Genomic DNA, 23,414 nt, shown 5'->3' on the forward strand with positions numbered 1-23,414 from the left:
TAAAGGATTATATCGGAATATAGAACGTATGTTTTTTTGAGAATTATTGGCAAAAATAGACTTACAAAAGCAAGTCTATTTTTGTCTTTTTTTATGGTAATATGGAGGAGGCTTCGCCTAAAAAAGACGAGGGAATTGTCCCTCGCCTTGTATGTAAATTTGATATTTACTTTTTAATTATTTAACGTTTGATAGTCCTAAGAATTCAGCTACTGATTCTAATGTAGTTCTTGCTACACCCTGTCCTATCTGAGTTAATTTAGTGAATTTAGTTGCTTTTTTGTTTAATACAGCATTTTTCTGAGCATCAGTTATTTTATCTGTTGCTAATACTATTGGTTTTCCTGCTGCATAGTTAGCTGCTGATAAAGCATCTACTAATTCTGATTTATTAGACTGTCCATCTTTAACTAACACTACTTCTTCTATACTAGAAGCGTATTTGTCTATTATTTTAGCATTTGTTTCAAATCTATTTGCTCCTGCAACTCTATCTACTTTAGTTACAGTTACTTCATCTATTTTATCGTATTCTGCTTTAGATACTACTGATTCTCCACCTATTACGTCTACATTTCCTGTAGCACCACCAGCATTAGATTTTATAAATCTTACAGCATTTTTAGTTAATCCACCAGCTTTTGCTACTATTATAGGAGTCTGAGTTGTAGATTTAGATGCTTCTGATGCTATTGACATTGCATCTGCTTCACCATTTGCTCCTACTACGAATAATGCATTGTTATCATCAGATGCACTTTTTAGAATTTCTCTAGCTACTTCTAATGAAGTTTCTTCTCTATTATCTCCACCGAATCTTTCTACTTTGAATCCCATTCCTTTTAATTCGTCTACTAATGATTCACTTAATACTGCTTCTCCACCTACTAAGTTTATAGTGACATTTTTTCTAGCTGATACTGCTATGTCTGATACTAAGTTTTCTAAGTATTCTTTTGTTTCTTTTGGTAGTGAATCTGTTTTTGATAATAATACAGATGTTCCTGCTGCACCATCTAAAGTTAATTTAGCTGCTAATGGTGCTGCTGCTAATCCATCTACTAATGATTCTCCATTTACTAACACTATATTATTAGCTGCAGTTGCATTTTTAGCAGCTATTTTTTCTTTATGTTTTTTAGCAACATTAACTGCTGTTTCATATCTGTTAGCCCCTGCTATTATACCTACTTCATAGTCTCCTCTTTTTAACATTTTATGTAGAGATACTATTTCTTTTAAATTAGTTGATTTTACAGTTATTACTTTTGATGGTTTATCGTCCTTAGCATTAGAAACATTATCTTTGTGGCTAGCGAAGTATGTTACTGTAAAGCTTGCTACTCCTGAAGCATCTAGTTTTGTTGGTTCAGCTGATAATTCTACTGTTAATGCTTTTCCTGTTTCATCACTTATTTTTTTAGCGTTTTCTATATCAGTCTGTATTTCTGTTCCTTTTGCTGTTAATGCTAATCCATCATATAAATCTGATGCTAATAATGTTTCTTCTTCATGTTTAACTGAATCATCTACCATTTTGTATGCTGATTTAACTTCTGGAGCTGCTGTTATTTCTGCAGATTTCTGATAAGTTGCTACTTCTGCGAAGTTTACACATTCCTGTATTTTTTCTGTTAATTTTCCTTCTGCATCTAATGGTAAAGAGAAGTTTAATTTGTTAGAATCAGTATTAAGTTCTATTTTTACATTTTCTTCTTCTTTGTCAGTAAGGCTTTTCACAGCTTCTAATGTTATAGTAGCTCCAGTTTTTGTATCATTAGCTTTTATGCTTTTTACAAAAGCATTTTTCTTAGAATCAACTATTTTTGTTGGAGATTTAAAATCATCAACTGTGTATTTTACAGTTCCACCAGTTGCTTCTATCTGAGTACCTGGTATTATCTGTCCTAAGAATTCTGTTGTTTTTCTTTCTACTACCTGTACTGTCATATCTTTAACAAGTTTTTCGCTTGTTAGTATTGTTTCTATATCAGATATTTTATAAGTTATAGTTTTGTCTTTTGCTGAAGATAGACTAGTTATATTAAATCCATCAGCTTTACTTAAATCTATAGCTTTTCCATCTTTATCTAATACTTTTATTCCGTATGCTGATACTTCATCACCTTTAGTCTGACCTGGTATCATTAATGCAGCTACTTCATCTGTTACAAATTTAGAGTCAGAACCAGTACCAGAGATTGTTTTATTAGTTGATATTACTTTTGTTTTTGCTAAATCAACTATTTTTTTTGCTAAAAGTGATTTTTCACTTAATTTTGTGTCTTCTGCTGTTACTTCTGCAGCTAATACTGGCGCTACACTTGTTGCTAGCATTGCTCCTGCCATTACCACTGATAATTTTTTCTTATTCATTATCTTTTTACCTCCGTTATTTTATCTTTTTTTCTTTTTTACACTCTCTTTTTATTTCTCAATTAGAAAAAATACTTCAAGAAAAAAATTAAAACTTTGGATTTTTCTAAGAATAAGACTCTCAATGAAAGTTCTCTTTTCTTCTGTTATCTTATGGCTTTTCTTTCACTTACTCTTTCTTATTCTTTCCTTTTCCTTCGTTTTCCTTTTTTATTCTTTTCTTCTCTTTTTTTCTCTATTCTCTTGCTCTTTTTTCGCAATTATTTTTCCACATTTTTATTGTACGGAATTTTTCCTTAGCGACGCCCCCCATAAGCCCACCATTCAAATTCGTATAAAACGTGAAATTATCACACGAAATATAAAAAAATTATCTTATAAAATAATAAATTAAGATTAAATTAGAGAAAAAATCTCATATATAATGTATAATTAAGATAAATACAAATAACAGAGGGTGATAAAATGCTAATACAGTTTACATTTAAAAACTTTAGGTCTTTTAGGGATGAGGTCACTCTAGATCTTTCAGCTACAAGTATAAAAGAGCATGAGGATAGAGTGGTCGAATTTGGAAATGAAAAGTTACTTACAGCTGCAGCTATTTTTGGAGCTAATGCAAGTGGAAAGTCAAATGTGCAAGAAGCTTTTAAATATATGAATGATTATGTGATAAATTCATTTCTATATGGAGGAGATATAAGCTACAACGATAGAGAGTTCAATGCACCGACACCATTTTTATTTGATGAAGTGAGTAGAAATCGGGAATCTATGTTTGAAGTTTTCTTTATACAGAAGGAATCTAATAAAGTTGTTACATATCAGTATGGATTTTGTATAGATTCAAAAGGGATTTCAGAGGAATGGTTGAGCAAAAGCTACAAAACTAGTCCTGAATTTAAGACTATATTCTACAGAAATAGAGAGGAAAATGAGCTGGATTTAAGTGGAATATCTGAAAAAGATAGAAATAATATCGAAACAGCACTTGAGCCAGAAACATTAATTGTTTCTCTAGGTGCAAAGCTTAAGGTTGGTATTTTAAAAAAAATTAGAAATTGGTTTTTAGAGAATAGAATTATAGATTTTGGAAATCCTATCGAAAATTATTTAGAATCTAAGTATTTGCCAGAAGGATTTGCAGAAGATCCAAATGTTAGGAAGGATGTAGTGAAGTATTTATCTACTTTTGACGATTCTATAGTAGATTTTGAGATAGAAAATATAAATAAGGATGCCATTAAAGTGTTTGCTGTTCATGAAATAAAAGGTAGCGATGAGAGAGTTGCTATTCCATTGAAACACGAATCAGCTGGAACGTTGAAGATGTTTAATCTTTATAGACATTTGCAGAAAGTTTTAAATGACGGAGGTCTTATTTTTGTAGATGAGCTGAATTCAAGGCTTCATCCGTTGCTTTTGAGAAATTTCTTACTTAGTTTTTTAAATCCTGAGATAAATAAAAAACATGCTCAAATTGTGTTTACAAGCCATGATTTGTGGGAGCTTTCAAATAATTTGTTGAGAAGAGATGAGATTTGGTTTACAGAAAAGGATTCTAATGGAAATTCTACGTTGTATTCGTTAGCCGATTTTAAGACTTCTAGCGGAAAGAAGATAAGAAATGATGAGAATTATGCTAAAAATTATCTTTTAGGTAAGTATGGAGCAATTCCACATCTTTCTGAGATATCTTTTCATGATGAGGATAAGTAGATACAAAAGGTGATATAATTAAGTAAGTATATAATACAGAACATACGTTTTTTGAAAATTTGTTGGCAAAAATAGACTTACAAAAGCAAGTCTATTTTTGTTTTTTTGTTTTTTGATGATGAAGCAGGGAAGGCTACGCCTGAAATATAATGCTTACTTGTACTTTTTATTCAATCAATAATATTAAAATATAAAATTTATTATTCAATCTAATTGATAAATTAACCTTTGAGTGTTATAATATATATAGAAAAAGAAATAGCATCGAATATGATGACGAGTGACTGTTCTGACTCGTCGGTAAAATAAAAAGTGACAGATGGATGATGTTGTGTGAGAGCAAAGACACAACGGTAAAATAAAAAGTGGCTCGGTGAAGATGCTAAAAATAGAAATTAAATAGGATATCGTTCGATATCCTATTTTTACGTGGAGAAAAACTATGGCAAGAAATAAAATTGATTTTGACTACCAAATTATGCTACTTTCAGACAAATTTTTTAATGATTATCCAAAAGATAAGTATCCAGAAATTATTTTAAAAGGAAAAAGAGCGTTTAGCTTTTTTATAATAGAAACAAAATATGATTATTATATAGCAGTTCCTTTTAGAAGTCAGATTTCTCATAAAAATGCATACTTATTTAAAGAGTCGAGAAGATCTAAATCTAATAAATCTGGAATTGATTATTCAAAAATGATAATAATAAGAAATACAGAATATATAGATAAAGAAGCACATGTAGATAAGGATGAGTTCAAGGAATTTCTAGATAATATAGATGAAATAGTTGATAAATCTTTACAATATTTAAATGGATATATAAAATATTTATCTTTATCAGATTCTGATAAAGATAAAAGAAAATTTGAAAGAAATTATAGGTATACATCTTTAAAATATTTTCATAAAGAATTAGGATTAGAATAGATTTATATATGAAAATAAAAAAATTATAAAAGGACAGAAATATTTACTTTTAATGAGTATATTTCTGTCTTTTTTATTTTAAAGCAGAGAAGGCTTCGCCTAAAAAAAGACGAGGGAATAATCCCTCGCCTTGTATGTAAATGTGTCATTTACTTTTTATTATTTAACGTTTGATATACCGAATAATCCAGCTATTGTTTCAAGAACTGTTCTAGCTGCACCTTCACCAACCTGAGCTACTTTAGCAACTCCATTTACTCTTACTATAGCATCTTCCTGAGCTGCTGATAAGTTTGAGCTAGCTAATACTATTGGAGCTTTCATTGAAGCAGCATAGTTAGCTGCTGATAATGCGTCTATTAATTCATCTTTTTTAGCAACTCCGTCTTTAACTAATACTACACCTGTTGTACCAGTTATTTCACCTGTTTTGTAGTATTCTTTTATTATAGCAGCATTTGTTGCCTGTCTGTTTTCACCAGCTATTCTGTAAGCAGCATTTGTTTTGCTAAGTACTTTGTTTATTTTTTCTTCATCAGCTTTAGATACTACTTTTTCTCCACCGATTACTCTTACTTTTGATGTTGAAGCATTTTCTTCTATGTAGTTTAATGCATCTCTTGATATAGATCCAACTTTAGATACTATTATTGGCATTTTTTTGCTTGCAGCTACGGCAGATACTGACATTGCATCAGCTTCACCATTTCCACCAACAACAAATATACCATCTGTACCTACAGTTAATTTTTTAGCTACAGCTACAGAAGTTTCTTCTCTGTTATCTCCACCTAATCTCTTAACTGTGAATCCCATATCTTTTATTTCTTTAACTAATTCTTCAGATAGAACTGATTCCCCACCTACTAGTGTTACTACATAATCTTTTCTATCATTTTTGCTTATGTGAGAAGCTCTTTCTTCTATGTATTCTTTTGTTTCTGTTGGTAATTCATCTGTTTTTGCTAATAATATTGGAGCCTGTCTTAAATAATCACTTTTAGCTGTACCAACTTCGTTTAATGAAGCTGCTAAAGGAGCGGCTGCTAATCCATCTACTAATGATGTTCCGTTTACTAATACTATATTATTATTTAGTATTTTGTCAGTACCACTTGATTTATCAGCTATTTTTAATTCTGCTCCATTTGCTTTCGCTACATTTACAGCTGTTTCATATCTATTCTGACCAGCTACTATACCAACTTTAAATTCTCCTGATTTTATTAAATCGAATAATGATTTTAATTCAGCTTTATTTGTTGATGTTACTTTAACAGTTTTATAAACTTCTGAAGTAGTATTTGAAGTTGCTCTCTTATATTCTACTTCGAAATAGTATATACCTGATTTATCATCTACTATATCAGCATTTTTTAATTTAACTAATGCATTGTTTGCAGTTGCTATTGTTTCGTCTACTTTTTCTGCTGCATTTTTAAGATCTGATAATAATTCAGTTCCTTTTGATGTTAATGCAAATCCATCATATAAATCTGAAGCTTTTATAGTTTCAACATTTGCTTTATCAGCAACAACTTTGTAAGAAGTTTTTTCTAAAGTATTACTTGTTAATAAAGTTGATGTATGATAAGTGTTAACTTTTTTACCAAAGTGATCAAATTTCTGAACTTCATCTGGATTAGTTGCATCTAATAGATTTCCTTCTGCATCGTATGCTAACTGGAAGTCTAGTTTTTCATCGCCTTCTTTTAATTCTATTGTTTTGTTTTTACCATTTTCATCTAATGCTCTAAGTGTTAATATTACACCATCTTTTTTAGAATTTATTGCTATTTTTGTTTCATCAACTATAGCACTTTTTGCTTTTGAAGTCGCTATTAAGGCAGCCTCTTTTTTGAATGTTTCTTCTAATGCATTTCCAACTGTAACTAAATCAGTTTTAGCATATGTAGCTACTGTCTGATCATCTACAGCTATTGATGTACCTGGTATAACTTCATCATTGAATTTTGTTGTATCTCTTTTAAATACTTTTAATGTCTGACCAGCTGTCATAGCTTTTATATCAGTTTCTGCATTAGTTATATTATATATTGGCTGACCAGCTGTTCCAGAATGATTACTAGCATCTTTAGCTACAGTTCCATCAGCATTGTATATTATTATACCATAAACAGATTCTCCAGCTAACATTGCTTTTCCAACAGCTTCTTTTACAAATCTAGTATCTCCACTAGTATATGCCATACTATCATCTAATTTATCAGCTATTAAAGCTTTGTTTGTTGATACTTTGTTATCTTCCATTAGTTTTTTGATTTCTCTAGTTAATAGAACTACATCACTTAACTGATATTCTTTAACTTCTGTTGTTTCTGCAGCTAATACTGGTGCTACACTTGTAGCTAGCATTGCTCCTGCCATTACCACTGATAATTTCTTCTTATTCATTATCTCTTTACCTCCGTTTTTTCTTTTATTTTCACTCTTTTTTTATTTCTTATTTTTAGAAAAAAATCAGTCCAAAATAAAAATTTTCAACTTCAGTCTAGGTTTCATAAAAAATTCTTATTTTCAGTTCAAAGAAAGCTTTATCTTATGGCTTTTCTTTCACTTACTCTTTCTTATTCTTTCCTTTTCCTTCGTTTTCCTTTTTTATTCTTTTCTTCTCTTTTTTTCTCTATTCTCTTGCTCTTTTTTCGCAATTATTTTTCCACATTTTTATTGTACGGAATTTTTCCATAGCGACGCCCCCCTAAGCCCCCCTCTCTAAAATTTGGCAGATATAAATAGAAGCTAAATATAAATTTATATCATAAATTTGCAAAAATATTGCAAAAAATATATATAAAACATAGAAAAAAGTTGAATAATAAGTTATACTAAAATCAAGAAGTAAAAAGGAGGGAATAACAATGCTTTTAGAATATAGATGTTCAAACTATAAATCTATAAAAGACGAAGTACTATTTTCAATGTCAGCATCATCAGATACAGAGCATTCAGACAAGTTAATAGATTTTAAAAAGTTAAAAATCAATAAAGCTACAGCAATATATGGAGCTAATGGTTCTGGAAAAAGTTCATTACTAGAATCATGTTTATTTTTAACTTCATTAGTTAGTAATAAGCCTAGTCAGCCAGGTGATAAGATATTAGTAATTCCTCATGCACTTTCTGCTATAGATGAGCCAACTGAATTTTTAATACATTTTGAAAGAAAAGGTATAAGATACGTCTATGGAATATCTGTTACAGAAGATAGAGTAGAGAAGGAGTTTTTATATCATTTCAAAGTTGGAAGAAAAGCTAAAATATTTGATAGAGCTGGAGAAGAATATACCTTTGGAACTAAGTATAAATCTGATTTAAATAAAGCACTTTCTTTTCAAAAGGAAAATAGAGTATTTTTAAATACTGCAGCTAACTTCACTAATAATGAAGATATAACTAATGCATTTTTATTTTTTAAAGAGGATTTAGTAGTTAATTCACCTTCTTTTATGAATAATTGGAGAGAGTATTCATTTAATATGATAAATAAAAATCCTGAATTTAAGAAAAAAGTTGTCACAGCTTTTAATAATTTAGGAATAGATATAAAAGATATAAAAACAGAATCATTCAATATACCTTTACACGATGAGTTGGTAGAAAATATTCCAGCAGATATTAAAGAAATAATTAAAAGCTCTATGGGAGAAGAAAAAACTCTATCTCTTAAAAAAGTTTTATTTGATTATGGAATATTTAGTGTAGATATAGATAGAGAGTCTACAGGTATAAAAAGATTGTTTGAAGTTTTGTGTCCGCTTATAGATATAATAGAAAATGATAGAGTTTTATTGTGGGATGAAATTGAAATGGGATTACACAGTAGTATTTTAGATACGCTTATAAAGATTTTCTTAAATGAAAAAGATTCAAAAGCCCAGTTAATATTTACTACTCACGATATAAGTCTATTAAATTTAGATAATTTAAGAAGAGATCAAATCTGGTTTACTGAGCTTGATAAGGAAGAGAGAAAGACTGATTTATACTCTTTATTTGATTTTAAGAATATTAGAAAAACAGATAATATCAGCAAAAACTATATAGAAGGAAGATACGGAGCAATTCCATTTATCAAAACTAATCTTCAATCTATTCAAGAGGAGGTTTAGATATTATGAATAATAATCTAGACTTTACAAGAAGAGATAGTATGGTAAAAGATAGGGTACAGAAGATACCAAAAGCTGTGTCTTTTAGCCACGAAGAGATTAAATCTCACTTCAAAGAGAATATAAAGCATATAGAAGATTCTTTAAAAATTTTAGAAAATAATAGTTTAAATGTTGAAGATGCAGCAAATATCCTAAGATCTCAGATAATGTTTTTAGATAGTGCATTAGATTTTTACATGCATGAGATAACTAAATACGGTATGAAGAAAATGTTTGATGGTCAATGGGAGAGAAATGATAAGTATCTTGATTTTAAGATTAGTTTAGATGCATTGCATACTATAAGTGAGCTTAATGAGAAGGAATTTTTTAATGATATTATTAATAAGTCTATATCAGCAGAAACTTTTATGGAGTTTAATAGTATTAAAAAGCAGATTAATATGATTGGATTGGATATTAATGTTATTGCCAGAGCAGCATTTTATAAGAAGGGCGATAGTACAAGTCCGATGAATAAGATGAAGGAATTTTTAAATACGCTTTATTATAGAAGAAATAGGATTGCCCATCAGTCGGATAGAGATCCTTTGACTAGTGTTAGAAGTGATATTGATGTAGATTTTGTGAAGAGTAATATTGATGTAGTGGTTAAGATAGTTTCTGCTATAGATGATGAGATAGAGAAGAAGAATAATTAGTTTTTGATAAATTATAAGAACATATGTTTGTTATAAATTAAAAGGACAAAAATAGACTTACAAAAGCAAGCCTATTTTTGTCTTTTTTCTTAAAATAGAAATAAATAAGGACTACCAAATTAATTAATATTAATCTGATAGCCCCCTCTTATAAACTTATATTAAGTTTTAGTTAGTAAAAAATTATTTGTTTAATCCTAATTTAGTTACTACTGTCTGCATTACTTTTTCAGCAACACCTTCACCTATCTGATATACAGTTCTATCTGTTAATCTCTTGTTAGAATTTATTACTAACTGGTTTAACTGTTCATCAGTTATTTTATCTGTTGCTAATACTATTGGAGCAGCTACGCCACCTCTTTCAGAAGCAAATAATGAAGCAGTTAAAGCATCTACTAATTCTTCTTTATTTCTCTGTCCATCTTTTGCTATTAAGACATTTCCAAAGTTTTTATGATATTTTTTGATTACTAGTGCATTTGTTTCAAATCTATTTTTACCATTTATTCTTGTTACATTTTCCTTATCCATTAATTCAACTAATTCATCTTCAGTTGATTTAGGAACAACACCTTCTCCACCTACTATTTCAACTTTATTAAAGTCAGATACTTCATTTATACCTACTGTAGATAATCCTTTTGTTGATTTTGCAACTACTATTGCTGATTTTTTAGATGCAGCATGTGCAGCTATTGACATAGCATCGGCTTCACCTTCTGCTCCTACTACATAGGCTTTGTCAGTTATTCCTAATTTGTCTGCTACTGCTAATGAAGTTTCTTCTCTGTTATCTCCAGATATTCTCTTAACTTTGAATCCTATTTCTTTTAATTCATTTGCTACATTCTGAGATACTACAGCTTCTCCACCTATTATTGTTACTGTTATATCTTTTAATTCACCAACTTCATGTTTAGCTATTAATTTTCTCATGAAATCTTTTGTTTCTTTTGGTAATTTATCTGTTGCTGTTAATAATATTGGAGCTTCTTTTGCTTTAGAGTATGGAGCTGCTGCTAATCCATCTACTAATGCTTTTCCATTTATTAATACTAATTCATTAGCTTTATTTTTATTATACTGACCAGCTATATATGTTTCTGCTATTTCTACTGCTGTTGCATATCTATTATCTCCTGCTAATTTTTCAACTGAAGCAACTCTTTTAGCTAACCAAGTTTTTAGTGTTTTTATTCTTGGTTCATGTAAAGAATCTCCAACAACTTTAATTATAGTTTTAGTTCCATTAGCATCTTTTAATTTAACTTCAAAGTAACGTTCTGTACCTTTACCAGGAGTTACAGAACCAACACTCTGAGTAGTTTTAGAATTTCCATCATTTTCAAATGCTTTTATAGCATTCATTAATTCATGTCCCTGATCTGTTAACATGAATCCATCATATAAATCATCTACTTTTACTGTATAATTTACATCACTATTTAAAAGTTTTACTTCATGTAATAATACAGATTTTTCACCTGCTATTGATACATTTTTATCTATATCAGTTTTATTTTCTTCCGCTTTGAAACCAGCTATTTTACCCTGTATAACACTATCATCTAAAGCTGATATATCGTTTCCATCTTTATCTACAGGAGTTTTAAAAACTAATTTTGGTGTTCCTATAGCACACTCTACTTTATTGAATTCTCCATTGTCATCTTTTGATCCAAGAGTTATTATAACTTTTGTTTCATCTTTATTAACTTCTAAGTTAACTATCCAACCTTTCTGTACAGCAGCTTTTAAGTTTGTATTTGTTATATCATTATAATCTGAGTTAGCACTAAATAGTTTTACATCTTTAACTAATGCAGCAAAAGTAGCTTTGTCGTAGTTAACATCTTTTGATTCTCCTTTTTTAGTAGAGAATAAACCACCTTTACCTTCAACGCTACCTAATTCATATACTTTTATAGTGTAAACTTTAGAATCATCTAAATTTTTTAAAACTTCAACGTTAGAGAATACGTTTATTTTTGTATTTGCAGTTTTATCTGTTACATATTCAGTAGCTGTTTCACTACCAACTTTTTTTACTTCTTTTCCATCAGCATCTAATACCTGGAATCTATATACTGATTTTCCTGCTTCTACATCTGTTTCATGATATTTTTTTGTGTTCATTAACTCTTCTAAGTCATTTATAAATAGACCTATTTTACCATGTGTTGTTTCATCTTTTGTTACCTCAGCAGCTAATACTGGTGCTACACTTGTAGCTAGCATTGCTCCTGCCATTACCACTGATAATTTTTTCTTATTCATTATCTCTTTACCTCCGTTTTTTCTTTTATTTTCACTCTTTTTTTATTTCCTATTTTCAGAAAAAAAGCAACCCAAAATAAAAAATTTAACTTCAGTCAAGGCTTCATAAAAAATTTTTCTCTTAAGTTACAAGAAGAAGCTTTCTCTCTTTTCTTCTGTTATCTTATGGCTTTTCTTTCACTTACTCTTTCTTATTCTTTCCTTTTCCTTCGTTTTCCTTTTTTATTCTTTTCTTCTCTTTTTTTCTCTATTCTCTTGCTCTTTTTTCGCAATTATTTTTCCACATTTTTATTGTACGGAGTTTTTACATAGCGACGCCCCCCTAAGCCCCCACTACGCACTCATGGAAATACATTCTTTTTCTTTTTATACTAGATTGCAAAAGAAGTTAATTAAATCAATCTTTTCTATTTTATTAATTGTATTTAGAATGATATAATTAATTAAGGAAACATATTACAAAGGAGGGAGCACGTATGGATATATTTGAACTTATGGACATAGGTGAAAATAGTGAGATAGAATTCAAAAAAGCGAAGAATAGTGTTCCAAAAGACTTGTGGGAAACATATTCTGCAATGGCTAACACAAACGGGGGAACGATTGTGTTAGGTGTAGAGGAAAGATTTGACACAGATGAAAAGTTTGATATATCTGGAGTTGAATCTGTTGAAAAAATGTTAAAAGATTTTTGGAGTACTATAAATGGTAATAAAGTAAATAAAAATATATTAATGGAAGAAAATGTTGAAGTAATAAATATAAATCATAAAAAAGTTATAAAGATTGAAATTCCAAGAGCTAGTTATATAGATAAGCCGATATATTTGAATAATAATCCATATAATGGAACTTATAAACGAAATTATGAAGGTGATTATAAGTGCTCACAGGATGAAGTTAATGCAATGTTTAGAGATGCATCAGAAAAAGGATTCGATTCTTCAATTTTGGAGTACTATGATATGGACGATCTTGATATGCCAACTGTGAATCGGTATAGAAATAGATTCTCTGTTATAAATCTTAATCATGCATGGCATAATTTGTCTGATGAGGAGTTTCTTATTCAATTAGGTGCTATGGACAAGGATAGAAAGACTAAAAAAGTTTGGCTAACGGTTGCAGGTCTTTTAATGTTTGGAAAAAGTACAAGTATCAGAAGTTATTTCCCATATTTTAATCTAGATTATCTAAAAATGGTAAATGTGGATGAGGATTTGAGATACAATGAAAGATTTACAATAGATGGAAGATGGGAGAGCAATCTGTTTAATTTCTTTACTGTAGTTATAAATAAGTTGTCCGAGGATATTCCAATTCCATTTAAGTTGAATGGAATAACAAGAATTGATGACACTTCTGTTCATCGGGCAATTCGTGAAGCCTTTGTAAATGCTATTGTTCATGGAGATTATTCTGTACAGGGAACTTTAAGAATTAAAAAGTTTAAAGATAGGTTTGAATTTTATAATCCTGGTTGCTTGAAGATTCCTGTTGCTGATATTTACAAGGGTGGAACTAGTAAATGTAGAAATCCATTTATTCAAAAGATGTTTAGAATGATAGGATTTGGTGAAAATATAGGTTCAGGATTTTTCAAGATATTAAAAGCCTGGAAAGAGCAGCAGTGGGCAATTCCTATACTAGAAGAAAATTTTGCTACAAATGAAGTTGTGCTAAAACTGAACATGATTTCTTTGGTCCCAGAGGTATATATGGGAAAATTGAAAGAGATATATGGAAGTAGTTTGGATTTATTGAATGCAGATGAGATAAAAATTCTTGTGACAGCGATAACTGAGGATGAGGTAACTAATGCAAGGATGCAATGTGTTACAAATTTACATCCTAATGATATTACAGAGATGCTTAGAAGTATGGTAAATAGAGGATTCTTGATAGAAGAAGGCTTTGGCAGGGGTAAGAAGTATATGATTAATGAGGAATTCTGCTGTGAAGAGAGTAATTCTGGCTTGGATGTTATAGGAGATGAATCTAAAGGAAATAATGTAGAGAAAAAAGTTGTTTCTTTAGATGATTTAAACTTAAATAATGTAAGACTTAGTCGAGTGGAAGAGGATATTTTAAAGATTATAATCAATGACGGATTTACAAGTACTAGAATAAATTCGGAAAAATTAGAAATACCTAAGCATATAAGTATAAGAGCTTGTAACGATCTTATCGAAAAAGGATTAATAAAAAGAGAAGGATGTAATAGAGCTACAAAATATGTTTTAGTAAATAATAATCTTTAATTCCAATCTAAAATGTAACGCAAATGCAATAAATGCTGTTTTTGTAACGCAAAATGTAACGCAAATGCAAAAAAGACTATTTATGTAACGCAAAATGTAACGCAAATGCTTATTCGTTTGATTTGCGTTGCATAAATGTAACAATAAAATCTAATTTAATTACAAAAATGATAAAAGCCCACTCTTCAAAGTTTGGCGACGGAGAGAGTGGGCTTAACTCTTCTAAAGAAGAGTAAATATATCATTTTCTATCGAGTCACTTACGTGATTCCTTTTTCTATTTATATTATACCATATTTTTATTATCTTCAAAGTTGTCATATTTTGAGTAAATTCTGTAAAACTCATTAACTACAGGTTCCAAACTTCCGTATTTACCAGATTCTTTGATTCCGTATATTTCATCAACACTATATGGTAAATTACTCAAGCTTTCTCTATTGACAATAACGTAATAGTTAGAAGTGTTTTGAATAGCTTTTGCAAATTCTTCTGTTTTTACGTAAGATGCGTCCTCATCAAAGAAGATTATGCTATTTTCTGTTTCTTTGATTCTTCTTTCCCAATCATACTCGTCACTAGAAAAAGCTATACAAGGATAGTCGCAATCAACTCGTATAAATCCTTGAAGAGTTTTATCCTTCGCAGCTCTTATTAAAGAAAGTAGAACTGTCTTTCCAGTTGCAGAATTTCCTTCTATTATAGTAATATTTCTGTTTAGTGTAAATTCATAGGTGATTTTGTTAGCAATATTACTAATTTTTACATGAACTTTTCCTTTCAATATTATCCCTCCAAAAATTTATATCCCTTGTAAGTGAATTCTTTGTTTGTTTTAACTATTGAGCCATCGTTGACGATAAATATTTCATCATCTCCATCTAAGTCAAAGTGCATTAGATATCTGAGATTGATGGTAATATCTTTATCTTTTGCTATTTTTAGTAAGTATGGAGAGCAGTTATCTCCACAATGAGTCGCATTGAATATCATATCTGGATGTTTGTTTATCATAATCAGAGTTTTTACACCACCAGATAGTGTTTGTGGTGGGATTGGTCCAAGTACTGGGCTTTGGATTAGGTTTGGACCTATGACATCTGATTTGTCGATTGCTTTTATCATTTCTACGCTGAGTGGATCTGTTATGCAGTCGTCTGTGTGCCGTATGTCAAAGGCAAGTGGAGGATTTTCTACCACGTTGTATTTTTCTATGTCATCTCTGTAGCTTCTGCTAAATAGTATTTTTAACATAGTTTTGTTTCCTTTCTTTTATTTATAAATATAATTATTTTTTTCATCTTATTCCTATATAAATTATATCATAATTATATAATGTAGGAAAAAGTTAAAAAAGTATCTCAAAAGTAGCTTTACAAAAAGTAATACCAACAAGAACAAATGTTTTTTTGTCCAAAATCATTTATTAATACTCTATAAATTCCAAAATAAACATAAAAAAATGATATAATTAACATAGACTACACAAATAAACAAAAATACCTATCTAAATAAAGATAATTGAGGATTAAAAAATTTAAAGATAGGTTTGAATTTTATAATCCTGGTTGCTTAAAGATTCCTATTAATGATATTTACAAGGATTTACTACAAATAAGATTAATACATAAACTTTAGTAATTAGTTCGTATAAGAGTGTTAGATATTGTAATAATCTTATCGAAAAAGGAGCTATTAAAAAAGGAGGTAAGGGCAGAAATGTCAGATATACTCTAGTTAATTAATAGTTTATGCAACAGTTATTAATTAATCGTTTGATTTATGCAAGGATTATGAAATGATTAGAAATTAATCGTTTGATTTATATTACAAAAATGGAACGTAAAATATTATTAGATTTATTATGCAGAACATATGTTTTTTTGAAAATTATTGGCAAAAATAGACTTACAAAAGCAAGTCTATTTTTGTCTTTTTTTGTGGGAAAATGATGAAGGCTACGTCTAAAAAATTTAATTAAATTATTTTTATTATTATAAATGAAAAAACGAAGGCTATTTAGCCTTCGTTTTTATATTATAAATAATTGAATCAAAATTATTTATTTAATCCTAATTTAGTTACTACTGTTTCCATTACAGATCTAGCAACACCATTACCTATCTGGTATACAGTTTTAGCAGAAGTTTTATCTGCATTTAATACTAGCTGATTTAACTGTTCTTTAGATATGCTATCAGTAGCTAATACTATTGGAGCTGATGGATTTGTTGCTGAATTTGATGATGCAAATATTGCTGCTGGTAATGCATCTATTAATTCTGATTTGTTTCTAGTTCCATCTTTTGCTATTAATGCATCATTAAATCCTTTGTGGTATTTTTTAATTACTAATGCATTTGTTTCCTGTCTATTTTTACCATTTATTCTTGTTACTTTTGTTTCATCATCTATTAATTCTTTTATTGCATCTTCATTTTCTTTTGGAAGAACACCTTCTCCACCTACTATTTCAACTTCAGTAAATTCAGATACTTCATTTAATCCTACTGTTGATAAACCATTTGCTGATTTTGCTACTATTATTGGAGTAGTCTGGAATCCTGCTGTTGAAGCATCTTTATCTCTAGAAGCTTCTGCTGCTATAGACATAGCATCTGCTTCACCAAATGCACCTACTACGTATGCTTTTGCAGTTGTTCCTATTTTATCTGCTACTGCTAATGAAGTTTCTTCTCTGTTATCTCCAGATATTCTCTTAACTTTGAATCCTATTTCTTTTAATTCATTTACTACTGACTGAGATACAACAGCTTCACCACCTACTATCGTTACAGTTATAGCTTTGTTATTTAAATCTCCAACCTGTTTTTTAGCTATTAATTCTTTCATGTAAGTTTTTGTTTCTTTAGGTAAAGAATTTTCAGCTGTTAATAATATAGGAGCACCCTGTTTTTTAGCGTATGGTGCTGCTGCTAATCCATCTACTAATGCTTCACCATTAACTAATACTAATTCAGAGTTTTCATCCCAAGAATACTGGCTAGCTCCAGCTAAATATGTTTTAGCTATTTCTACAGCTGTTGAATATCTGTTATCTCCTGCTAATAATTCAACATCAGCTTTTCCAGCTTTTAACCAATTTTTTAGAGTAGTTATTCTATCTACATGTAAAGAGTCTCCTAAAACTTTAACTACATGTTTTGTTCCATTAGCATCTACTAATGTAACATTGAAATAACGTTCTGTACCTGTACCAGAAGTTATATTAGTGTCAACATTCTGAGTAGTTTTAGAATTTTTGTCGTTTTCAAATGTTCTTATAGCATTTAATAATTCATGTCCTTTTTCTGTTAACATGAATCCATCATATAAGTCATCTACTTTTACAGTATAATTTACATCTCCATTTAATACTTTTACTTCGTGTAATAATACAGCATTTTTACCAGCTATTGATACAGGAGTCTGTGAATCTGCTTCTTTAGCTACTTCAAATCCAGCTATATTACCCTGTACATATTCTTTAGTTGTATTGAATTTTGTATAGTAATTTGATTCATTCGCATCTGCAATTACATTACCTTTTGCATCTACAGGTCTTGCAAATGTTAATTTGTCTGTTCCTACTGCACATTCTATTTTGTTGAATTCATCTCCAGTCTTAGATCCAAGAGTTACAACAACTTTAGAATCATTATCTTTTACTTCTAAGTTAGTTACCCAACCTTCTTTTACAGCTTTAGATAAACCTGCATAATTTTTTATAGCCTGGTCTTTGTCAGAAGATGCTTCTGTATAAGCTTTAGCATCTGCTACTAATTTAGCAAAGTCATCAGCTTTATATTTTATATTTGAACCAACTTCTTTTTCTGTAGAGAAGTATTCTCCATTTTTTTCTATACTTCCTAATTCATAAACTTTTACAGTATAGTTATTGTCTATTTTATCTGTTTCATTTAATTTTTTTAGAACATTTGCATCATCGTATACATTTATAACAGTTTTTCCATCTTTTAAAGTATAATCTTTTGATGTTGCACCAGATATTGTAACATCTTTTCCGTCTTTGTCTAATATAGAGAATCTATATACTGATTTTCCTGCTTCTGCATCTGTTTTATGGTATTTTTTTGTTTCCATTAATGCTTCTAAGTCATTTATGAAAAGTCCAAGTTTTCCATGTGTTGTTTCGTTGTTTGTAACTTCTGCTGCTAATACTGGCGCTACACTTGTTGCTAACATAGCTCCTGCCATTACTACTGATAATCTTTTCTTATTCATTATCTCTTTACCTCCGTTTTTTCTTTTATTTTCACTCTTTTTTTATTTCCTATTTTCAGAAAAAAAGCAACCCAAAATAAAAAATTTAACTTCAGTCAAGGCTTCATAAAAAATTTTTCTCTTAAGTTACAAGAAGAAGCTTTCTCTCTTTTCTTCTGTTATCTTATGGCTTTTCTTTCACTTACTCTTTCTTATTCTTTCCTTTTCCTTCGTTTTCCTTTTTTATTCTTTTCTTCTCTTTTTTTCTCTATTCTCTTGCTCTTTTTTCGCAATTATTTTTCCACATTTTTATTGTATGGAATTTTTCCATAGCGACGCCCCCCTAAGCCCCCCACAACCTAAACAGAATCGATTCACTTTTAATCGACTAATTAAAAACTATATAAGCTCTAAATCGAATCGAAATCTATAAAACTCCAACTAAAGTGAATCGATTAAGTTAAAAATTGAAAAAAACTACCTAAAAAGGCGATAACTGTGATAAAATAGTATTAAAATCAATCTAAATCCAATCGATTAAAAAACTAAAATAAATCGATTGGATTAATATAAATTTTAGAAAAGGAAGTAATAGGTATGGATATAGATAAATTTTTTGAAAATGGAGAGAGAGAATGTAAAGAAGCAGCAGATAATTTACCTAGAGATTTGTGGGAGACATATTCAGCATTTGCAAATACTCGTGGTGGAACTATTTATCTTGGGATAAAAGAGAAAAATGGTAAGTTTTTAGTTTCTGGTGTAAACAATGCAGATAAAGTGATTAAGGAATTCTGGGATAATTTGAATAATAATAAAAAAGCTAGTATGAATATTCTTTCTGATAATGATGTAAGCGTTGAAAAGATAGATGGAAAAGATGTTATAAAGATATTTGTTCCTAGAGCAGACAGAAGACAAAAACCAATATTTATAGGTGATAATCCATACAATGACAATAAGCATTCTGGAACTTTTAGACGAAATCATAGTGGAGATTATAAGTGTAATAAGCAAGAAGTTGATAGAATGATTGCTGATTCTAGTGATATTTCTCAAGATAGTGTTATTTTAGAAGGTTTTGGTATTGAGGATTTGAATGTTAAGAGTGTAAGAAGTTATAAAAATAGATTGGAAAGCAAGAATCCCAACCATCCATGGCTGGATTTAGATATGAAGCAGTTTTTATATAAGATAGGTGCTTATGGGAAGAATAGAGCTACAGGCGAGGAAGGAATTACTTATGCAGGACTTTTAATGTTTGGGGAAGATAGAGAAATTACAGATGAGTTTCCTAAGTATTTTTTAGATTATAGAGAAAAGTCAATGGACTCAAATATAAGATGGGAGAACAGGGTTACATCTAATAGTGGACTTTGGAGTGGCAATATTTATGATTTCTATTTTATGATTGTAAATGAGTTGACTATGAATTTAAAGGTTCCATTTAAGATTGTAAACGGCATTCGTCAAGATAGTACTCTTTTACACGAAGCGATTAGAGAAGCTCTTGCAAATACTTTAATTCATGCAGATTATAGAGTTGAGCGAGGAATAGTTGTTGAAAAGGGAGATAATTATTTTAAGTTTTCAAATCCAGGTACATTGAGAGTATCTTTAGAGGAAGCTGTAGATGGTGGTATCAGTGATCCAAGAAATGAGAATATTTTTAAAATGTTTAATTTATTAGGGATAGGAGAGAGAGCTGGCTCTGGTATTGGAAAGATTGCTAAGATTTGGAATGACGAAAATTGGATAAAACCACAGTTAAAGGAAAGTTTTTCACCAGATAGAGTAGAGCTTGTATTAAGTATGGTTTCAGCAGATGAGAAAGTTGGCAATGAGAATGCTGATGATGATGTTACGAAATTAGATAAGAAATCTTTGATTGATGAGATTTTGAGTGAGTTTTCAAGAGAAGAGATAGATATTATATTAATCACAATGCTTGAAGATACTGTTAATAATTCATATTTGCAGCAGGTACTAGGAAAAGATTCAAAATATATTTCTAAGATTTTGAAAAAGATTGTAGCTAAAGGTGGTTTAGAGGTATCTGGTACTGGAAGAGGTACAGAGTATAGTCTTTCTAATGATGTTAGAGATAGGATTGGTCTAGAAAATGTTGAGATAGGTGGTTTTAAGAGAGAGAATTTGAGTAAGGATGAGTCTTTGGTGATGGATTTTGTTAGTAAGAATGGTTACGTTACTACAAAGTTGGCTATTGAAATACTTGATATGAATAAGTCAAAGGCAAGAAAGGTTTTTGATTTGTTGGTTGGTATGGGTAAGTTGGAAAAGATAGGTTCTGGACCAAAGACTAGGTATATTTTAAAGTAGATAGAACGTATGTTTTTTGAAATTTTATTGGCAAAAATAGACTTACAAGAGCAAGTCTATTTTTGTCTTTTTTTGTGGGGAAAATGAGGAAGGCTACGCCTAAAAAAAGACGAGGGAATTATCCCTCGCCTTGTATTTAAATGTGTTATTTACTTGTAATTATTTTAATCCTAATTTAGATGCTAATACTTCTACTACACTTCTTTCTACACCTTTACCAACCTGATATATAGCTGTTGCCTGGCTTGAAGTAGATAATTCTATTTCATTTATCTGTTCATTAGATAATTTATCTGTTGCTAATACTATAGGAGAGCCCTGAGATCCAGCTATTGTTGAAGCTGCTAAAGCGTCTACTAACTGAGTTTTATTAGCTATACCATCTTTAGCTACTATTATAGCTTTAGTATCCATTTCAGTTGTTCCGTAGTATTTTTTGATTATAGCTGCATTTGTAGCTTTTCTATCTTTACCAGAAACTCTTTCTACTAAAGCATTACCATTCATTTCATCTAATGCTTTGAATTCTTCATTTGTTATCTGATTAGTTCCACCTATTATTGTTATAGCAGCACCTTTTAAATCATATATAGTATCTTCTGATAATCCACCAGCTTTTGCTACTATTATTGGAGCTTTAGTTGCTGTTGTAGAAGCAACACCTGCTATAGACATAGCATCTGCTTCACCATTAGCTCCTACTACAAAAGCTTTTGTTAAATTAGGGTTTACTTTTCTAGCAACTTCCATAGAAGTTTCTTCTCTATTAGATCCACCAACTCTTTCAACAGAGAATCCCATTTCTTTTAATTCATCAGAAACATTTTTTGAAAGAACTGAAGTTCCACCTACTAAATGAACTGTTACATTTTTCATAGATGAAGAAGCTAAATCTTCAGTTAATTTTTTTAGATAGTCTTTTGTTGCTTTTGGTAATGAATCATTTTCTGATAATAGTATAGGAGTAGAATTTCCTAATGTTTTAGCATATGGAGCCGCAGCTAATCCATCTACTAATGCTGTACCATTTACTATTACAACATCTTTAGCATTTGCATTTCCTGTTAATTTAAAATCTTTTCCAAAAGCTTTTTTAGATATAGAAACAGCTGTTTCATATCTGTTATCACCTGCAACAACGTCAACAGTTGGATTCTGAGTAGCTAACCATCCAGCAAGTTTTTTAGCCTGTGCTTCATTAGTTCCTCTTACTGTATATTCGTGTTTATTACCATAAGAGTCATTGAAGTTTATTTTAAATGTAGTTATACCTGTAGTAGGATCTTTAACAACAGAGTTTGCAGCTGCTAAAGTTATTTCAGTAGTTCCATCTGCTGCAAATATTCCTGATTTAGCTGAAGATTTTTCTTTTAATGCATCTAATATTTCCTGTCCTTTATCAGTTAACATTAATCCATCATATAAATCTGATACTAATAAGTTGTTTTCTGCATTTGCTACTATTTTTATTTCAGCTATTTTTTTATTTGGTATATCCTGACCTGCTTCTACTGTTCCTGCTTTAGGAGCAAAACTCACAACATCAGATATAGCAACTTCATTAGTGCTAGGAGATGCTTTTACAGCTGATGCTGCATATTTAACACCATCTTTAGTTAATACGTTATCAAAATCAACAACTGCATCTCCAACTTTATAAGTTAATACTATGTTTGCTCCTGTGTTTACATCTGCTGATTTTAATGTTACAACTAATTCTTTTGCGTCTTCATCATAAGCAGCATCTTTTACAAAAGTATAAGCTTTTAATTTATTTATAGTAGTTGTATCTTTTAATTTTGTTTCGTCAAATACTTCTCCTGTAGTAGTTACATTTCCATCTGATGTAGAGTAGAATTTACCATCAACTTCTCTGTGTCCATCATCTAATATATATATTTTATCTCCAGCTTTTAAGCTAGCTAAATTTATACTTGAAACATCTTTAGTTTCACTAGCTATTGCTGTAGTGTTTGATGATGATATAGAATATATAGATTTTCCTGCTAATGTGTTATTCTTATCAGTTGAAACAAATTTTTTTGTTTCTAAAAAGTTGTTTAAACCTGCTCTTAATACACCTAACTGATCTACTCCTATTTCATATTTCTGTACAGAATCTGCTGCTAATACTGGAACTACTGATGTAGCTAGCATTGCCCCTGCCATTACCACTGATAATTTTTTCTTATTCATTATCCTTTACCTCCGTTATTTTATCTTTTTTTCTTTTTTACACTCTCTTTTTATTTCTCAATTAGAAAAAATACTTCAAGAAAAAAATTAAAACTTTGGATTTTTCTAAGAATAAGACTCTCAATGAAAGTTCTCTTTTCTTCTGTTATCTTATGGCTTTTCTTTCACTTACTCTTTCTTATTCTTTCCTTTTCCTTCGTTTTCCTTTTTTATTCTTTTCTTCTCTTTTTTTCTCTATTCTCTTGCTCTTTTT

General features: G+C 29.9%; 13 protein-coding genes. 6 read left to right on the forward strand and 7 right to left on the reverse strand.

Annotation, left to right across the window (positions count from 1 at the left end):
- Positions 1–177: 177 nt before the first annotated feature.
- Positions 178–2,376: a cell wall-binding repeat-containing protein gene (locus KGNDJEFE_RS03535; protein WP_040410377.1), complete on the reverse strand. Its 2,199-nt coding sequence runs from the start codon at positions 2,374–2,376 to the stop codon at positions 178–180.
- A gap of 465 nt (positions 2,377–2,841) precedes the next feature.
- Between KGNDJEFE_RS03535 and KGNDJEFE_RS03540 the strand changes: the two genes are divergently transcribed.
- On the forward strand, positions 2,842–4,095 hold the full coding sequence (locus KGNDJEFE_RS03540) for an AAA family ATPase (protein WP_148881790.1): 1,254 nt from the start codon (positions 2,842–2,844) through the stop codon (positions 4,093–4,095).
- A 442-nt stretch (positions 4,096–4,537) separates the two neighbouring features.
- The gene (gene tenpIN, locus KGNDJEFE_RS03545; RefSeq protein WP_006439846.1) at positions 4,538–5,026 is read left to right on the forward strand and encodes a type III toxin-antitoxin system TenpIN family toxin; all 489 of its coding nucleotides are present in this window, start codon (positions 4,538–4,540) and stop codon (positions 5,024–5,026) included.
- Between the two features lie 159 nt (positions 5,027–5,185).
- On the opposite strand, the gene KGNDJEFE_RS03550 is transcribed toward tenpIN, so the two are convergent.
- Positions 5,186–7,441 carry a cell wall-binding repeat-containing protein gene (locus KGNDJEFE_RS03550; protein ID WP_006439845.1) on the reverse strand — a complete coding sequence of 752 codons (2,256 nt, stop codon included), beginning with the start codon at positions 7,439–7,441 and terminating at the stop codon, positions 5,186–5,188.
- A gap of 464 nt (positions 7,442–7,905) precedes the next feature.
- Here KGNDJEFE_RS03550 and KGNDJEFE_RS03555 point away from each other — a divergent pair, with 464 nt between their 5' ends.
- Complete coding sequence (locus tag KGNDJEFE_RS03555) at positions 7,906–9,156, forward strand: AAA family ATPase (protein WP_006439844.1); 1,251 nt, start codon at positions 7,906–7,908, stop codon at positions 9,154–9,156.
- A 5-nt stretch (positions 9,157–9,161) separates the two neighbouring features.
- Entirely contained in the window at positions 9,162–9,860 is a 699-nt protein-coding gene (locus KGNDJEFE_RS03560) for a HEPN domain-containing protein (protein WP_006439843.1), read from the forward strand.
- A gap of 183 nt (positions 9,861–10,043) precedes the next feature.
- Here KGNDJEFE_RS03560 and KGNDJEFE_RS03565 read toward each other — a convergent pair whose 3' ends face one another.
- Positions 10,044–12,140, reverse strand: a complete 2,097-nt coding sequence (locus tag KGNDJEFE_RS03565; RefSeq protein ID WP_148881791.1) for a cell wall-binding repeat-containing protein — start codon at positions 12,138–12,140, stop codon at positions 10,044–10,046.
- A gap of 476 nt (positions 12,141–12,616) precedes the next feature.
- Here KGNDJEFE_RS03565 and KGNDJEFE_RS03570 point away from each other — a divergent pair, with 476 nt between their 5' ends.
- Positions 12,617–14,401: an RNA/DNA-binding domain-containing protein gene (locus KGNDJEFE_RS03570; protein ID WP_148881792.1), complete on the forward strand. Its 1,785-nt coding sequence runs from the start codon at positions 12,617–12,619 to the stop codon at positions 14,399–14,401.
- Positions 14,402–14,687: 286 nt separating this feature from the next.
- Here the strand turns inward: KGNDJEFE_RS03570 and KGNDJEFE_RS03575 are convergent, their stop codons facing one another.
- The 3 genes from KGNDJEFE_RS03575 to KGNDJEFE_RS03585 form a co-directional block, all read right to left on the reverse strand.
- Positions 14,688–15,185 (reverse strand): hypothetical protein, encoded by a 498-nt coding sequence (locus tag KGNDJEFE_RS03575; protein WP_006439857.1) that lies wholly within the window; start codon positions 15,183–15,185, stop codon positions 14,688–14,690.
- A 2-nt stretch (positions 15,186–15,187) separates the two neighbouring features.
- Positions 15,188–15,655: a DUF4869 domain-containing protein gene (locus KGNDJEFE_RS03580; protein ID WP_006439858.1), complete on the reverse strand. Its 468-nt coding sequence runs from the start codon at positions 15,653–15,655 to the stop codon at positions 15,188–15,190.
- 804 nt (positions 15,656–16,459) lie between these two features.
- Positions 16,460–18,646, reverse strand: coding sequence for a cell wall-binding repeat-containing protein (locus KGNDJEFE_RS03585; protein ID WP_148881793.1), 2,187 nt, complete (start codon positions 18,644–18,646; stop codon positions 16,460–16,462).
- 576 nt (positions 18,647–19,222) lie between these two features.
- On the opposite strand from KGNDJEFE_RS03585, the gene KGNDJEFE_RS03590 reads away from it, so the two are divergent.
- A complete protein-coding gene (locus KGNDJEFE_RS03590; protein WP_006439860.1) occupies positions 19,223–20,965 on the forward strand; it encodes an RNA/DNA-binding domain-containing protein in 1,743 nt (580 codons plus the stop codon).
- Positions 20,966–21,124: 159 nt separating this feature from the next.
- On the opposite strand, the gene KGNDJEFE_RS03595 is transcribed toward KGNDJEFE_RS03590, so the two are convergent.
- A complete protein-coding gene (locus KGNDJEFE_RS03595) occupies positions 21,125–23,161 on the reverse strand; it encodes a cell wall-binding repeat-containing protein (protein ID WP_006439861.1) in 2,037 nt (678 codons plus the stop codon).
- Positions 23,162–23,414 lie beyond the last annotated feature (253 nt).

The sequence above is a fragment of the Peptacetobacter hiranonis genome (assembly GCF_008151785.1).
GTDB classification, from domain to species: domain Bacteria; phylum Bacillota; class Clostridia; order Peptostreptococcales; family Peptostreptococcaceae; genus Peptacetobacter; species Peptacetobacter hiranonis.

Coding starts and splice junctions, on each gene's coding strand:
- KGNDJEFE_RS03560 (WP_006439843.1), top strand. CDS start 9,162: ATGAATAATAATCTAGACTTTACAAGAAGAGATAGTATGGTAAAAGAT.
- KGNDJEFE_RS03565 (WP_148881791.1), bottom strand. CDS start 12,140: ATGAATAAGAAAAAATTATCAGTGGTAATGGCAGGAGCAATGCTAGCT.
- KGNDJEFE_RS03570 (WP_148881792.1), top strand. CDS start 12,617: ATGGATATATTTGAACTTATGGACATAGGTGAAAATAGTGAGATAGAA.
- tenpIN (WP_006439846.1), top strand. CDS start 4,538: ATGGCAAGAAATAAAATTGATTTTGACTACCAAATTATGCTACTTTCA.
- KGNDJEFE_RS03540 (WP_148881790.1), top strand. CDS start 2,842: ATGCTAATACAGTTTACATTTAAAAACTTTAGGTCTTTTAGGGATGAG.
- KGNDJEFE_RS03590 (WP_006439860.1), top strand. CDS start 19,223: ATGGATATAGATAAATTTTTTGAAAATGGAGAGAGAGAATGTAAAGAA.
- KGNDJEFE_RS03555 (WP_006439844.1), top strand. CDS start 7,906: ATGCTTTTAGAATATAGATGTTCAAACTATAAATCTATAAAAGACGAA.
- KGNDJEFE_RS03585 (WP_148881793.1), bottom strand. CDS start 18,646: ATGAATAAGAAAAGATTATCAGTAGTAATGGCAGGAGCTATGTTAGCA.
- KGNDJEFE_RS03580 (WP_006439858.1), bottom strand. CDS start 15,655: ATGTTAAAAATACTATTTAGCAGAAGCTACAGAGATGACATAGAAAAA.
- KGNDJEFE_RS03595 (WP_006439861.1), bottom strand. CDS start 23,161: ATGAATAAGAAAAAATTATCAGTGGTAATGGCAGGGGCAATGCTAGCT.
- KGNDJEFE_RS03535 (WP_040410377.1), bottom strand. CDS start 2,376: ATGAATAAGAAAAAATTATCAGTGGTAATGGCAGGAGCAATGCTAGCA.
- KGNDJEFE_RS03550 (WP_006439845.1), bottom strand. CDS start 7,441: ATGAATAAGAAGAAATTATCAGTGGTAATGGCAGGAGCAATGCTAGCT.